This is a genomic window from Acinetobacter sp. YH01010 (assembly GCF_013420775.1).
In the GTDB taxonomy this organism is placed as follows: domain Bacteria; phylum Pseudomonadota; class Gammaproteobacteria; order Pseudomonadales; family Moraxellaceae; genus Acinetobacter; species Acinetobacter amyesii.
Genome location: NZ_VOYF01000014.1, coordinates 1 through 15973, shown reverse-complemented (window position 1 = coordinate 15973; position 15973 = coordinate 1). Strand labels below are relative to the sequence as shown.

At 44.1% G+C, this 15973-nt stretch carries 15 protein-coding genes; 4 read left to right on the top strand and 11 right to left on the bottom strand.

Going from position 1 to position 15973, the window contains the following annotated elements:
- The first annotated feature begins 9 nt into the window (after window positions 1-9).
- From infB to FTT77_RS12680, 4 genes are all read left to right on the top strand, one after another.
- Complete coding sequence (gene infB, locus FTT77_RS12695; protein ID WP_111884116.1) at window positions 10-2703, top strand: translation initiation factor IF-2; 2694 nt, start codon at window positions 10-12, stop codon at window positions 2701-2703.
- A complete protein-coding gene (locus FTT77_RS12690; RefSeq protein WP_078189413.1) occupies window positions 2703-3110 on the top strand; it encodes a ribosome-binding factor A in 408 nt (135 codons plus the stop codon). Before infB ends, FTT77_RS12690 begins: the two co-directional genes overlap by 1 nt.
- Window positions 3111-3402: 292 nt before the next feature.
- Window positions 3403-3702, top strand: coding sequence for a tetratricopeptide repeat protein (locus FTT77_RS12685; RefSeq protein WP_180026542.1), 300 nt, complete (start codon window positions 3403-3405; stop codon window positions 3700-3702).
- The gene (locus FTT77_RS12680) at window positions 3699-4112 is read left to right on the top strand and encodes a hypothetical protein (RefSeq protein ID WP_180026543.1); all 414 of its coding nucleotides are present in this window, start codon (window positions 3699-3701) and stop codon (window positions 4110-4112) included. Before FTT77_RS12685 ends, FTT77_RS12680 begins: the two co-directional genes overlap by 4 nt.
- A gap of 18 nt (window positions 4113-4130) precedes the next feature.
- Here FTT77_RS12680 and FTT77_RS12675 read toward each other — a convergent pair whose 3' ends face one another.
- From FTT77_RS12675 to FTT77_RS12625, 11 genes are all read right to left on the bottom strand, one after another.
- On the bottom strand, window positions 4131-4532 hold the full coding sequence (locus FTT77_RS12675; protein WP_168378199.1) for a Na+/H+ antiporter subunit G: 402 nt from the start codon (window positions 4530-4532) through the stop codon (window positions 4131-4133).
- Window positions 4533-4544: 12 nt separating this feature from the next.
- Window positions 4545-4820, bottom strand: coding sequence for a monovalent cation/H+ antiporter subunit F (locus tag FTT77_RS12670; protein WP_078189410.1), 276 nt, complete (start codon window positions 4818-4820; stop codon window positions 4545-4547).
- On the bottom strand, window positions 4817-5338 hold the full coding sequence (locus FTT77_RS12665) for a Na+/H+ antiporter subunit E (protein WP_168378198.1): 522 nt from the start codon (window positions 5336-5338) through the stop codon (window positions 4817-4819). Before FTT77_RS12665 ends, FTT77_RS12670 begins: the two co-directional genes overlap by 4 nt.
- A gap of 1 nt (window position 5339) precedes the next feature.
- Window positions 5340-7148, bottom strand: coding sequence for a monovalent cation/H+ antiporter subunit D (locus FTT77_RS12660; protein WP_180026544.1), 1809 nt, complete (start codon window positions 7146-7148; stop codon window positions 5340-5342).
- On the bottom strand, window positions 7148-7513 hold the full coding sequence (locus FTT77_RS12655) for a Na+/H+ antiporter subunit C (protein WP_078189407.1): 366 nt from the start codon (window positions 7511-7513) through the stop codon (window positions 7148-7150). Before FTT77_RS12655 ends, FTT77_RS12660 begins: the two co-directional genes overlap by 1 nt.
- 1 nt (window position 7514) lies before the next feature.
- On the bottom strand, window positions 7515-10355 hold the full coding sequence (locus FTT77_RS12650; protein WP_180026550.1) for a monovalent cation/H+ antiporter subunit A: 2841 nt from the start codon (window positions 10353-10355) through the stop codon (window positions 7515-7517).
- Between the two features lie 342 nt (window positions 10356-10697).
- Entirely contained in the window at window positions 10698-12101 is a 1404-nt protein-coding gene (locus tag FTT77_RS12645) for an AAA family ATPase (RefSeq protein WP_180109422.1), read from the bottom strand.
- A gap of 46 nt (window positions 12102-12147) precedes the next feature.
- Window positions 12148-13650 (bottom strand): UvrD-helicase domain-containing protein, encoded by a 1503-nt coding sequence (locus FTT77_RS12640; protein ID WP_111884125.1) that lies wholly within the window; start codon window positions 13648-13650, stop codon window positions 12148-12150.
- Window positions 13651-13661: 11 nt separating this feature from the next.
- Complete coding sequence (gene hisIE / locus FTT77_RS12635) at window positions 13662-14444, bottom strand: bifunctional phosphoribosyl-AMP cyclohydrolase/phosphoribosyl-ATP diphosphatase HisIE (protein ID WP_180026546.1); 783 nt, start codon at window positions 14442-14444, stop codon at window positions 13662-13664.
- A 96-nt stretch (window positions 14445-14540) separates the two neighbouring features.
- Entirely contained in the window at window positions 14541-15842 is a 1302-nt protein-coding gene (locus tag FTT77_RS12630; protein ID WP_180026547.1) for an NAD(P)/FAD-dependent oxidoreductase, read from the bottom strand.
- A 21-nt stretch (window positions 15843-15863) separates the two neighbouring features.
- Window positions 15864-15973 (bottom strand): zinc ribbon domain-containing protein (locus FTT77_RS12625; RefSeq protein WP_179994364.1); only part of this gene is annotated, 110 nt, incomplete at its 5' end.

Sequence of the window (15973 nt, the reverse complement as noted above, 5' to 3'; positions counted from 1 at the left end):
AGGTAATATATGACGGACAAGTCGATTAAGGAGTTAGCTCTCAGCGTGGGTCGTCCAGTTGAGAAGCTGCTGGAACAGGTTCGTGATGCGGGTTTACCACAAACTAAACCTGACGATATTATCTCCACTGAACAACAAAATGCCCTCGTTAACCATTTGAAAAAAGTTCATGGTCAGGATGCGGGCAATGCAGGACAAATCACGTTGAAACGTAAAACTACCAGTACTGCTAAAGTGGCGAGTACATCGGGCAAGGCAAAAACGATTAATGTAGAAGTTCGTAAGAAACATACATTTGTTAAACCGGATCCTGAGCAAATTAAAGCTGAAGCATTAGCGAAAGCACAAGCTGACCAACAAGCACGTAAACAGGAACCTAAGGTTGAAGCGAAAGCTGAAGAACCGAAGCAACAACCAGTATCTAAAGCGAAACAAGCTTTAGAAGCAATGCGTGCTGCTGCGAAGCAAGAACATGCGAAGCAAGAAACACCGAAAGCTGCGGTTGTTGTAAAACGTAAGTCAAACAACAAGCCAATTACAAAACCTGTTGAAACTCTAGAACAGAAAAAAGCACGTGAAGCTCAAGCAGCACAATTGAAAGCTGTAGAAGAAGCGGCGCGTCGTAAAGCCGCTGAAGAAGCGCAACAACGTACGCTTGAGCAAATGCGTCAAATGGCGTCTAAGTATTCTAACGAAGACACTACTGCGACCATTCGTGTTGTAGATGATTCTCCGCTTGCTGCCGGCCTTGTAGGTCAGGCATATGAAGATTCATTTGCGAAAGAAGACCGTGAAATTAAACGTGGTACCAATACCAACAATTCACGTTCACCTAAAAAAGGTGGTCGTCGTGGCGAAGAGCAATCTTTCCGTGATAACTCACATAAACGTGGTTTAAAAACAAGTCAAGCGAACAAGCATGGCTTTGAAAAACCAGTTAAAAAACAAGTTTATGATGTTGAAATTGGTGAAACAATTGTTGTTGCTGACTTGGCTGCGAAAATGGCGGTTAAAGTTCGCGAAGTTATCAAATCACTCATGAAAATGGGCGAATTGGTTACTCAAAACCAAGCGATTGATCAAGAAATTGCAGCACTTGTTGTTGAAGAAATGGGTCACAATCCAGTACTTGTTTCGGATACACAAGCAGAAGACAACTTACTTGAAGCAGCTGAAGAAGCGCGTGGTGTCCAAACCACTCGTCCGCCAGTTGTGACAATTATGGGTCACGTTGACCATGGTAAAACATCACTTCTTGACCGTATTCGTCGCTCTAAAGTGGCTGCAGGTGAAGCAGGTGGTATCACACAGCATATTGGTGCTTACCATGTGAAAACTGAAAAAGGTATTATTACTTTCTTAGATACACCGGGACACGCAGCATTTACTGCAATGCGTTCACGTGGTGCGAAATCTACAGATATCGTAGTGTTGGTTGTTGCAGCAGATGATGGTGTTATGCCACAAACTGCGGAAGCGATTGACCATGCACGTGCAGCAGGTACGCCAATTATTGTTGCTATCAACAAAATGGATAAAGAGTCTGCTGATCCAGATCGCGTATTGAATGAGTTGACGACGAAAGAAATCGTACCTGAGCAATGGGGCGGTGACGTTCCAGTGGCAATGGTTTCTGCGCACAGCGGTGCAGGTATCGACGAACTTCTTGACTTGATCTCAATTCAAGCCGAACTTCTTGAGCTTAAAGCATCTGAAGAGGGTGCGGCACAAGGTGTTGTAATTGAAGCACGTGTAGACAAAGGGCGTGGTGCGGTAACATCGATTCTTGTTCAAAACGGTACATTGAAAGTGGGTGATCTTGTTCTTGCAGGTTCGTCATACGGTCGTGTACGTGCAATGACAGATGAAAATGGTCAACGTATTAAATCTGCTGGTCCTTCGATTCCTGTGGAAATCTTGGGTCTTCCTGAAGCGCCAATGGCGGGTGACGAAGTTCTTGTTGTAAATGACGAGAAGAAAGCACGTGAAGTTGCTGATGCACGTATGGATCGTGAACGTCAAAAACGTCTTGAGCGTCAATCTGCGATGCGTCTTGAAAATATCATGGCGTCTATGGGCAAGAAAGATGTGCCTATTGTCAACGTGGTATTGAAAACAGACGTACGTGGTACTTTGGAAGCATTACACGTTGCACTTGCTGAACTTGCAACTGATGAAGTGAAAGTACGTATTATTGGTTCAGGTGTTGGTGCGATCACTGAGTCTGACGTAACACTTGCTGAATCATCAGAAGCGGTTCTTCTCGGCTTTAACGTACGTGCTGATAATACTGCACGTCAAAAAGCTGATGCTGATGGTATCGACATTCGTTACTACTCGATCATCTATCAATTAATTGATGATGTGAAAGATGCGATGAGCGGTAAATTGGCGCCTGAACACCGTGAAACAATTCTGGGTGTTGCTGAAGTACGTGAAGTGTTCCACTCAAGTAAATTCGGTGCTGCTGCAGGTTGTATGGTACTTGAAGGTACATTACACCGTAATAAACCGATTCGCGTATTACGTGATGACGTGGTGGTATTCCAAGGCGAGCTTGAATCTCTTCGTCGCTACAAAGATGTGGTTGAAGAAGTTCGTGCCGGTATGGAATGTGGTCTTGCGGTGAAAGGCTATAAAGACATCAAAGCACAAGATAAGATCGAAGTGTACGATGTTCAATTAATTAAACGGAGTCTTTAATGGCGGGTAGTCAACGTCTGAAGCGTATGGCGGATACAGTACAACGTGAGTTGTCAGAACTGATCCGTCAGGAGCTGAAAGATCCACGCTTAGGTGGTCTTGTGACCATCTCTGCCGTGAAGGTGAGCCCAGACTTAGGATATGCCGAAGTTTATGTGACTGTAATGGGGCGTGAGCTAGGCGATGAGCAAAGTGAAGCAGCAAATAAAGAGACTTTAGATGTCTTGAATAAAGCATCTGGTTTCTTGCGTCATGAACTAAGCCGTCGTATCAAAACACGTATTACGCCACGTTTGCGTTTCCATTACGACAAAACAAATGCTTATGGCAACTATATGTTTGGTCTAATTGCGGAAGCGGTCAAGGACTTACCTCCTACTGACGAAGCAAAAAAAGATGATGAATAATTCAGTTCGCTGAATGAAAAAAGCCACCTTCGGGTGGCTTTTTTATGTTTGAATAGCAGTAACTTAAAAACTCAATCACTTTAAAATTATAATGTGCTAATGAAAGACAGGTCGAACATGATATTCAATCCGCCTATCTGTAAAAACAATGAAATGAAAAAAAATCATGCTATTGAGCAGCATATTACTCATCACTATGCCAAGTTGGGCATGTTTAAATACCTATGTAGAAGATTTTTATACATCTGATTCATAAAAAGAAAATCAACTTGAAGAAGATCATGATGAGAAATTGAATAACTTTGTATCAAGGCATCCTAGCCCAATAGACTATCAAGCAGAAATTGATTTTGCCGTACATCAGATCCACGCAGGTCGTCACGATTTAGCCATTAAGGTTTTAAGTGAAATTGAAAAAGAGCATCCAGGTTTACCGAAGATGGCAGTGAATTTAGGCACAGCTTATGAGTTGATCGGCAATATTAAACTAGCCAAAAATTGGATTGCAGAAGGTATGAAGCATGATCCATCGATACATCTTAGCAGTGAATGGATTCATCTGAATATTTTAACAGCCAAAGAAAAAGTGTGACAGCAAAATATTTTCATGAATATCTATTGTTGAATGTATATTATGGAACAGGTTATGTACCCGATGCACACTGGAAGAATCAGCGAAAACTCACAACAGCAGAATATGATGCTATACGAGAGCAGGCTAGTTTACAGATTAATGAGCAGAAAAATTTTGTTTCAAGACAGGATGCCGTGATGGTACAGCTGTTTTATGAATTGGCGAATCTTGAGATGAGTCAATATCAGCCTAAATGGTCTGATCATTTTCAAAGTAGTTATGAAACAAATATGCTGATTGATTTAGCTGAAAAATATGGTTTGAAAACGACGCCATATAATCAAAAGCGTTTGCAATATATGGCTCAAAGTAGCGTATTTGAAAAAATGTGGATGCGAATCAAAGATTTTTTTAGCTCGAAGACATAAACAAAACTGGATCTGGAATTAATCCAGATCTTCCGGTTTTGAATGGACTTTAGAGTGAAAGGCACGGCGGCGAGTTCGTTGCCAAGGAAGAGGGCGATTGAGAGCTTCTGGTGCATCACCACTCATCGAGCGAAGTCGTAAATGTAATGCCGCTTGCGCCATAAGGTTTGCAGAAACCGGTGCTGTAATAAAGGCAAAGAGCGTGATCAAGATCTCTGCAAAACCAAAACGGCCTTGAAATGCCGCATAAATAATTGCAGCTATTAGAAAACTTCCTAAGCCTAAGGTGCTCGATTTGGTCGGTGCGTGCAGACGCATAAATAAGTCGGGTAGGCGAACCATGCCAATACCGCCGACCAACATGAAAAAAGCGCCAATAACCAAAAAAATCGAGACCAAAATTTCCATGACTAATTGCATATTAATGTACTCCTAGTCGATGACGTGGCCAGTGGTGAAATATCGTGCTAAAGCGGCTGTAGACACAAACCCCAGCATGGCAACCAATAAAGCCCCTTCAAACATCGATGTACTTGCCCAATAAATACCTAAAATGACAATTAAACAGGTAGCATTTAAAAATAAGGTATCTAAAGCAAGTAGCCGGTCTACGATTGAGGGTCCCATCACCAAGCGAATGAGACACAGTAACATCGAGATCGTCACAGCAACTAAACAGATGCCAAGCGCATACGGTAAAATTGTCATGCGGATTCTCCTGTATCAGCGCCAAAAATGAGGATGAGAGGGCGTTCATAGCGCTCTTTAATGGTTTGAATTTCCGCTTCAGGGTCATCCGTGCTCAGTGCATGGACCAAAATATCACCACGGTCTTGGTCAATCCCAGCAGACACCGTACCGGGTGTGGTGGTGATGATCATCGCAAGTAAAGAATTGACTTCCTCATGCTGTGTATCGAGAGGAACACGGAACCATTTCGGATGAAGTTTATGTGTTGGCCCAAGGACTAATTTTGCAACATGGATATTACTGACAATAATATCCCACAGCACCACAAAGAATAATTTACATGCCGCCAGCCAGTTGATATTCGGCGTTCGGTCAATAAAAGGGCGAACCAATCGCGGAATAACAATGGCTAAAACCAAGGCCATACAGAGTGTGGCCGCATCTAGACTGTGCGCCAACATAACCCAGCTCAGACCAACCATGACTGATACCAATGGATGCGGAAACCAGCGATTTAATACAGATGTTTTCGCCATGTTAAGGTGCCTCCATCGGTTTTAGTTGGGTATCTTCAGGTAGTTTTTCTTCTTGTTGCTGTCCCTGAATTTGGCGTTGCTTGTACTCAGAAATATGCTCGCCATGTAGAGTTTCAGGTGCGATCAATGCAGGAATGAGGTGTGCATTTGGATCGGCTGATTCACCACCATATTTGGTTTCAGGTAAATTTTCAGGATCATAAGGTTGAACACTGATGATTTGGCCTTCTTCATCCTTTTTCAGTAGCAACGATTCATATAATGGATTGTCTTGAATTTGCTGTGCAGTTTTGTAGGTATAGTCATAGATCGGCGCAGCAAAAACCATATATCCCACAAGCGCTGTTAACAGCAGATAAATGGTTTTGTCATTACGAAGCGGTGCCTTATTCGGCAAAGCCTGATAACGCTGATATTCTTCAGTATCAATATCATCTTCTGGGCGAGATGAACGCCAGAAAAGCACAAAACCAACTCGGGTGAATGCGATAATACTGAGTAAACTCACCAACAATACGATCAAAATAATCATGATTTGGTAAGGTGAGTTTGCCGTTGCTTGTAAGAGAAATACTTTACCTAAAAAGCCGCTAAAGGGCGGTAGACCAGCCATCATCAACGCAATGATGAAATAGCAGACAGCAACGGTATTATGCTGTTTCATATGGGGCGCAATTTTAAAATGATCTTTAAATTCGCCACGTTGTGAGGTAATCCAACCCGAGAGAATATAAAAAGCTGCACCAATGATGGTACTGTGAATCAGGTAGTAAAGCCCCGCAGCCCATGCATCCGTATTAAAGAGTGAAATCGCAACCAATATTGTCCCCATAGAAGACAAAATCATAAAACCGACAAAACGACGTAAACGATCGGTTCCGATAGCACCATAAGCACCATAGAGCGAGGTTACTAAGCCAATCGGTAACAGCCACTGTTGTAAGATTTCACGGCTAATCCCATCGTCAAACACAGTACCATTGACACGGAGAATGGCATAGATGCCGACCTTAGTCATGATGGTGAATAAGGCTGCGACAGGCGTGGTTGCCACAGCATAGGTCTTTGGTAACCAGAACCCTACAGGCAGCATTGCAGCTTTGATGCCAAAGACGGTAAACAGTAACAATGCACCAGCCACTGCGATACGATGTTGATCCGCTTCAAGCAAAGGCATAAGTCGTGCAACATCAGCCATATTTAAGCTACCTACACTGCCGTAAATCATCCCGAGTCCAATCAGGAAAAGGGCAGAGGCAAATAGGTTAATGGTGACGTAATGAATACCAAGCTGAAAACGTGCTTTGCCTTGACCATGTAAGAGCAAAACATATGATGCCATCAACAGGATTTCAAAGAACACAAACAGGTTAAATAAATCGCCTGTCAGGAACGCACCACACAAACCCATCAGTAAGAAATGGCACATGGCATGGAAATAACGACCACGTTCGTCCCATTCTTTGCTAGCAAACCACATCACTGGCACAGCAAGTCCATAGGTTAGCACCAACATGAAAGCAGAGAGTCGATCTAAGACTAAAACGATGCCGAATGGTGCGGTCCATTCACTCAAGTTATAAACCAAAACTTGACCAGAGCTGGCAATCATCAAATAACTGATGGATGTGATCAGTCCGAGGATACCAGAGACATAACTGATTCCGCGACGCCAAGGTTGTCGCCAGTCATGCGCCAACGAGCCAGAACCGGGGTTGCCCAGCAGGACTAAAATAAATGCAGTAATTGCAGGAATTAAAATACTGAAAATCGGGCTATGCGTAGTCCAAAATTGGATGAAGTCATGCATTATGGCTCATCCTCCCGCGGGTCAATTTGCGGTATTTCTTCTTTGGAGTCCACATGATCTGTTCCAGTTTCATAGCGGCTACGCAGAGCCAATTGTACGATAAAGGCAGTGGTCGCAAAGCCAATCACAATGGCTGTCAGGACCAAGGCTTGTGGTAAAGGATCGGTCGCTTTGGTGGTTTCAGTTAACACGGCAGGTGCGTTGACATGAATACGCCCCATGACAAATAAAAATAAGTTCACGGCATAGCCAATCATGGCTAAACCCAGTACGACAGGAAAGGTACGTGCCCGCAAAATCAGGTAGACCCCTGTTGCAGTCAGTAAGCCAATGGCTGAAGCGAGTAAAAATTCTAAACTAATCATCTTATTCGCCTCTTGGAACTGGACCAGACATACTCGAGTGACGCGAGTCGCCTAAGACGGAAATCATTAACATCGTCGCGCCCACAACGGTGATGTAGACACCTGTGTCGAAGAGGGCAGCGGAGGCAAGGTGCATTTCACCTAAAATGGGTGGCGATACATAGATATGAGCACTGGTCAGGAATGGACGCCCCCATAGCCAAGCCGCGATCCCTGTCAGCCCCGCAATGGTTAAACCAATACCAATCCAAACTTCATATAAGCGACCTGATTTTGCACCAATCAATTGTTCGGCACGGTCTTGACCGAGCGCGATATATTGAATCACTAAGGCTAAAGAGGTAATTAAGCCTGCAATAAAGCCACCGCCTGGTAAATTATGACCCCGTAGGAAAATATATAAGCTGATGACGAGTGCTAAAGGCAAAATCCATGATGATGTAATACGGAACATCAGTGGTGACGGATTAAAACGATAGGTCAGACCTTGCGTAATGGTGGTACCATGAGCACGCATACCATCCATCATGCACAGCGTACCAATTGCGGCAATTCCCAGTACGGTAATTTCACCAAAGGTATCGAAGCCACGGAAGTCGACCAAGATCACGTTGACCACATTGGTACCACCACCAAGTGGGATGGATTGCTGCATAAAGAACCATGAGATGGAATTATGATCGCGGGTCATGATCAGCCATGAAATCCATGCGATCCCTAGACCTACAATAATCGCAATTATTGCATCTCGCCAACGACGAGACACACTCGACTCATAAGGTGTGAGCTGTGGTAATAATGATAAGCTCATGAGTAAGAGCACGGTGGTCACCACGTCAACAGTAATCTGCGTGAGCGCCAAATCTGGAGCGGAGAAACAGATAAACACCATAGTCACAACCAGACCGACTGCACCACTGATGAGGACGGCTTTAATCCGTTCATGGTGGAACCAAAGCATCATCCAACATGCAGAGAATAATAATAGCCACAGAACGATTGCGATGATTGGTGCATGTATCAGTTCACGGCTGCCTGTGCCGATACCTTGCAGCCAAAATGGAACGATGACGATGGCCACACTAAAGATCAAAATCCATAATAAATAGCTTTGTAATTTGCCATTTTCAGTAAAGCGACGGAACTTTCTTGAGCTGAGTAATAGATGCTTTAAAAATAAGTCGAACAGCACTTTACCTTGTAATCGACCCAAAAGTGGATCTAAGTCGATCCGGCGTAATTTGCCGCCCTTCGCCAATGCGAAATAGAAAACTAAACCACCCAAGAGTGCAATCACGCTCATCAAAAGGGGGGCATTTAAGCCATGCCAAATCGCTAAATGTGTACCTTCAAACGCAGTATTTTGAATACTCGCACGCGCGGTACTATTGACAATATGCTCAACCAATAATGCAGGGAAGAGTCCAACTAAAATACATAAAGCAGCCAGTAAGGTTGCCGGTGCGCGCATGCCAAACGGTGGTTCATGTGCTTCTTTATTAGGAACATCTTTCCCTAATGGACCATCAAAAAACACCCCATGAACCAAACGCACCGAATACGCGACAGCAAAGATACCGGCAAAGGTGGCAATGATCGCTGACACGATCATCACTGGCCCAGTCAGGTTGGCTAAAAGTTCAGTAAAGAACATCTCTTTAGAAAGGAAACCATTGGTTAATGGGACACCTGCCATAGAGGCTGCAGTGATCATGGTCAGCGTTGCGGTAAACGGAAGTAATTGCCATAAACCAGAGAGTTTTCGTAAATCACGTGTACCTGATTCGTGGTCAATAATCCCCGCGATCATAAATAGGGCTGCTTTGAAGGTTGCATGGTTAATGATATGGAAAATGGCAGCTGCAACTGCGAGGGGAGAGCCGATCCCAAGTAAACAAACGATCAGACCTAAATGGCTGATGGTGGAATAGGCCAAAAGTCCTTTTAAATCTTCTTTGAAAATGGCAAAGAAGGCCGCCATACATAAGGTAAATAAGCCAATAAAGGTGACCAAGTTGTGATACAACGCAGCGCCTGCAAAGATCGGCAATAAGCGCGCAAGCAGGAAAATTCCGGCTTTCACCATCGTGGCAGAGTGTAGATAAGCCGAGACGGGGGTCGGTGCCGCCATGGCATTTGGCAACCAAAAATGGAAAGGGAACTGCGCACTTTTGGTAAATGCCCCCATTAAAATTAATAGCAGTGTGGGCACAAAAAGCGGATGCTGCTGAATTTGGCTACTCATCGTCAAGATTTGGTCAATTTGATAGGTGCCCGTGATTTGCGCCAACAGAACAAAACCACCCAACATACATAGACCACCCATGCCTGTAATGGTCAAAGCCATTCGAGAGCCACGCTGAGCTGCGTCGTAATTGCTCCAATAACCGACCAAAAGGAATGATGAAATACTGGTGAGTTCCCAGAAAATGAGTAATAAAATTAAATTATTAGACAATGAAATGCCGAGCATGGCAGCCATGAACAGCATCAATAAAACATACAGTTTACTGAGCGAGTTCTTTGGACTTAAATAATAGTAGGCATAGATATAAATTAAGGTGCCGATCCCGGTAATGAGCAGGGAAAACAATAAGCCCAGTGCATCGAGACGGAAACTGAAATCTATGCCAACTTGAGTGAGCCACGGCCAAGTTTGAATGATGGTTTTGCCATTAAAGACATCTTGAGCCTGACTCAATAATAAAACTAAACTGCTGAGGCTGACGCCAATCGCCCCTAAAGCTGTTACCCCGCGAGAGAATTGCTTCAACCACGAGACAAGTGTTGTGCCTAGTATTAACGGTAACAATATAATAATCGGTAGCACACTCGTATCCATTGTCATGATTAGGCGGTGAAACCTAGGTGTATTTCATCTTTCAAGGATTACAGGACAGCAAAGAGCAGTCCAAAAATTCAATCTTGAAAGCCATGTGTGTCAAAAAAATTAAAAACAAGCTGTGTTGCGCAACTCGTAAAGCGATAGCAATTTCCGATGTTACTATGAAAATTGCAAATAAAACCGATCATATTACATGCGTAAAACAACATCAATCTTTTTTATGAACCACTTACACATTATACGCCTGACGAAACTGTCTAGACATCTATTGCGGCCTTGTTGCTGAATATTTAAACATCGAGGCTATGGATTACGCTCACTTAATCAGCCTCAGTTTTTTTAACTTAGCGGTTGGATCGTAACGTCCTGATCACCCCGCTGTGATAAAGCCCTAACCAATTCTTGTTGCTGTTGCTCGGTCAGTTGCGTCTGGATTAATTGCAACATGTGCTGGATCGTATCTGGGCTGTTCAGTGGCTCATTTAATTCAGTCTCTTCAGTTTTGGCTGGAAGCGATACCTTTGATCCGAGTTGCAACTGCTGATAAATCTGATCATAAGTTTCTTGTAGTTTTTCAGGCTGAATCTCACTGAGCTTTTTATTCTGTAGTTGTAAGCACTGAAAACGAGAAGCCTGTTCCAGCAGTTCAGGACGGTTGCCGCTGGCAATGATTTGGAGTCGTGGAAACGCTTGATTTAAACGGGTCAAAATCACTTGAGTCATGTTTTGATCGAGTTGGTGGTCTATGGCGTCGATCAATAAAATACCGTCACCTTCTTGGCACGGATATAAGCTATGAGGATTGAGTAGGCAGAGGCGACGCACAATATCACCAATTAAGGCCACAAGGTTGCGCACACTATTCGACAACTGTTGAAACAACATGTCTTTGCCTTGATAGCAGACCATTAACTGTAATTTGGGGTGATATTGCAGATAAATATTGGTCACATCGGGCAACACGGTCTCTAAAGCTTGTTTTAATGATCTGAGTGACGGCGCGTGTAGATCGGCCTGAGCTTGCGCCAGTTTTTGTCCAAAAAGTGGCGTGTCAGATGTGTTGGATGCGTCAGTTGGGTTTTTTGGATGTAATAAATTTTGAATTAATTCGGCACTTTGTGCATTTTCGATGTCGGATATTTCACGAAACCACTCAAAAAAACGAATAAACGTGGTAAAGGGAATGGCCAAGATTTCATAGGCATGTGAAGGCTGAAAAATAGCAGGATTGTTTTTATTGAGAATATTTACGTCGTTGACGAAGCGTTCAGCAGGGTAATAGGCAATGAGTGGCAACCCTTGTAACGGATCAGCTTTGAGGGCTTTTTGATATAGTGCAACCATGGATTCTAATTGCTGTGTTTCGGCCTTACTGAGGCCGACACCTTGACTGTTTAAAGTTTTATACAATTGCCATGAACAACATTGCGGGTCTTGGTCTTGTTGATCACTTGAGAGCTGAAATGCGCCAATGTCTTCGGGAAAACTGACCTGAATATCAAGTTTCGACTGTAAGCGATTTAACATGATGTCTTGATCGAGCATCACCACGCCTGCAGTACGCAAATCTTTATAGCGTGCAGCAAACCAAGTGAGGGCCTGATAACTAAAGCGCAGTAGGGAGGTTTTTCCGGAGCTTTGATCACCCAAAATTAAGGTAATCGGTAGATCGTGATAATTAAAATTGAGGGTGATATCAGTAAAATGAAGGGTGTGCTTGAGTTGAATCGATTGTATTTTCATGGTGCACCTTTTACTGATTTATTGTTTATTCACCTTTGTCATCATACTAGCTGACCGCCTGTGCCAAAGATTTGGGCATTTGACGCTTTAAATGCTGCATCAAGTCATAAATATGATGGATATTTAAACTTACTTTAGCACGTGTGCAAGCCACGTAAAGTAACCGTAACTCTTCGTCACTAATTTTATAATCTTTATCGTTGAGTTTAAATTGGTAGTCATCTTCTATATGTACCCGATCCCATTCTAAACCTTTGGCTTTATGGGCTGTCGAGATGATGTAGTCGGCTTGATCAATCGGGGTGATTTTCGCCAGCGCCTTTTTCAGCGGGTCAGTGCCGTGATCATCGACCAACTTCACCAGCGGTTTAATATCGCTGCCGTCATTGGTTTCACAATATTCATGTACATCATGCCATGAGTTAAACCATGCAAGCTCTGGGACATCGACCACGCGTTTGCCTTGTTTGAGCATGGCTGCAGCATCGACAAAACGATTGAGTCGCGCATGATCTGCTTGCAGGCTAACTTTTTCACCTTTGACCAAACCCGCCAATAACAGTTCCATCGCGCGTGCATTGGTACGACATAAAATGGCATCCCGCATCTTGGTATGAGGCTTATTAACCACTTTAGAGTTGAGTTGTGGATTACCCAATAACGGTACGGTTTCATTCAATGCGCCCAGCAGAGCATTGGCGTTCAAGGCAATTTCTTCACCAAAACGGAACGACGTGGTTAAACGTGATTCAGGTAATGGGAGTTGCTGCATGGCATTGACTGCGCCACGCCATGCATAAATTTGTTGATGCGCATCGCCAACATAGATGACTTGGGTATTCCGCTGTTTCAGTAAAATCCCCAGCATTAGTGGGTCAGCATCTTGAGCTTCATCGAACAGCACATAATCCGCAGGAATATTTGGTTCAGACAAAGCCCAAAGTTTTAAATAAATATCGTGCCCAATCCCTGCTGCATGGTTCGGATCAATCGACTCTAACCAACGACGTTCAATCGCAGGATATAAATGCTTTTGTAAGCTTTCGATATCGTCAGGATGCAACCAACTCGGCGCTTGTAGATGTCGTGGGGCAGGGTACTGTGAACTGGTCGAACAGAAATAACTGACAGCGTTTGCTACCAGACTCGCCAAGCGCGAAGGCATGAGTACATATTTTTCATAACGACCGCCCATCATACGGCGTAGGGTGATCGGTTCTAGTCGATATTCTTTGGCAATAAAACTCGGACTTAAACGTGGTAGACGCAGTTTGTCAGTCACTCCACGTGGAACACTACGATAGGCCAATGAGTGAAAGGTTCGACAGTCGACATTTTGATGAAAACGATTCTGTGCTTCGGTGGCAATGGCTTTGTTAAATGCCAAGTACATGCCACGCCGCTGAGGCATGGCATCACTGATCATTTGGAGTGTAGTGGTTTTACCTGTGCCAGCATAGGCAATCACTTTAAATGATTTGCCAAGACGTGCGTTATCTATGGCAGTGGCCTGCTCATAGGTCGCGGTCGGTTTTTTAAGATCTGGCACGGTTGAGACTTTTAGTGCTGACGGTTGGCTTTTTCAACCAAACCCGAAAGGCCTTGACGACGAGCGAGTTCGTTGAGTACCAATTGAGGATCAATATCGAAATAACCTAGCATTACAATGGTATGGAACCAAAGATCTGCCACTTCGTAAATCAAATCGTTTTTGTTGTCTTCATTGGCTTCGATTTTAAAATCTTTAGCGGCAATGATGGTTTCAACGCTTTCTTCACCGATTTTTTCTAAAATTTTGTTCAGGCCTTTATGGTAAAGCTTCGCCACATAAGAGGACTCAGGATCAGCTTGTTTGCGTTCAGCCATCATTTTACCTAAGTAGTCGAGTACTTCGACTTGCTCAGATTGCGCATTGGATGCATTCATCGCAAGGGTATGCGGATTTGCTGATTTTACACCATAAATTGCAGCAGGATCTTTCAATTGCGCATCGACAATTTCCCAGCCATTGGCAGTAAGCTTGCGGTAGAAGCATGACTCACGGCCGGTATGGCAGGCAATGCCGCCATGTTGTTCAATTTGTAGCACAATCACGTCAGCATCACAGTCCAAACGGATTTCATGTACGGTTTGGAAATGGCCAGATTCTTCACCTTTATGCCATAGCTTATTGCGTGAACGTGAAAAGTACACCGCTTGATTTTTTTCTGCAGTTTGCGCCAACGCTTCACGGTTCATCCATGCCACCATCAATACGCGCCCGCTTTGATGATGCTGTGCAATAGCAGGCACTAAGCCTTGTTCGTTAAATTTTACTTCATCGAGCCATTGCAGGTTGTTCATGAGGATTTCACCAATTCAAAAATCAAAAAATAAATGCCGCAGCATTTGAGCAGCACTATAGTGTAAGCCATCAAGAGAATGATGGGGAGTTAATTCTTAATCAAATTTTAAATTGCGCAGTTCAGCCGCAGAATCATCTGCAGGTTTTCGGGCAATGTCGGCATAATTCATTTGTCCAAATGCACCTGTTTTTAAGCCAGAAATCGTGATGGCCATTTCTTTGCGGAAAAACGGCAGCTGATACATGGCACGAAATGAAATATCACGCAGCGGTGCTGTCCAGCGATGATGTGATTGATAAAACGGTGTCAGTAGGCGGCTAAAAAATTGGTAAAACCGCACGGACGGCAACCGCAGTTGATGATACTGCTGCCAGAGGTTTTGCAGTGAGGAATCCTGTTGATATTGGAGCAGGGCATGACTGATGGCCCATGCATCGAGCAGCGCCATATTGGCACCTTGTCCAAGTTGTGGACTCATGGCATGAGCCGCATCTCCTAAGATACCGATACGACCTTCACCGAGTTTGCTCAGCACCACATCACGATAGTTGGCAGACAGCCATTGCTGCGGATCATCTGGATGTGGAATCACATGTGCTAACCATTCTGCAACACTCGGCCAGCGTTTCGAAACTTCAAGCAACCATTGCTGCTGTGCGCTTTTGGTTTTTAAGAATCCTTCTAAATCTTCTGTAGGTAGACTCCAGAAAATGCTCGAAAGGCGCTGTTCAGGCTGCGTTGGAATTGCTCCCGTAGGCATTACACCCATCATGATGTTGGAGCAGTCATAGAACTGATGCAAGATCTGTGGATTCAGCACTTCGCATTCAGGCACGATGATCCACTTTGCCCCCCAAGGATAGGCTTGGTTGAGCTTTTCCCATGCTTTAGGGCGTAAATGGCTGCGTGCGCCATTGGCGATCAGCACGAGATCAAACTGACGTTGAAAGGATTGATCTGCGGACTGCCCAATCACGTTGATACCGTCACAGGATTCTTGAAGTTCATGTACCTCATGCGCCATGCACCACTCAACGTGTTGAGGATACTCACGGACTTTGGATGCGAGGACATGACAGAGCGTGGCACGGTGAATGCCGAGTCCATATGAACGTTCATCGGCTTGTCGATAATGACTGTTTATCAGCAAGTCGCCGCCAGCCAGTTGACCTTCAAGACCGGTTACCACAGCACCTAGGCTTAAGGCATGTTCCAAAATGCCTAAATGTTCGAAAACTGCCAGTCCGGCAGGTTGTAATAATAATCCTGCACCCACAGGTTCAAGTTGTAAGACTTTTTCATATAAGCAGATTTGATGGCCTTGAGCAGCAAGCATTGCAGCAGCAGCTAATCCTGCCGTACCTGCACCGATGATGGCAATGTTTTGAGTTTTCATTGTTTTGACATCCTCACCCCCTTAAAAGAGGGTGATTCCTACAGCTAGACGCTTATGCCCAAGCGCAAGAATGTTTAGAGCTGAGTTTATATCTCGATCATGAGCTGTACCACAGCTCATGCACTCCCATT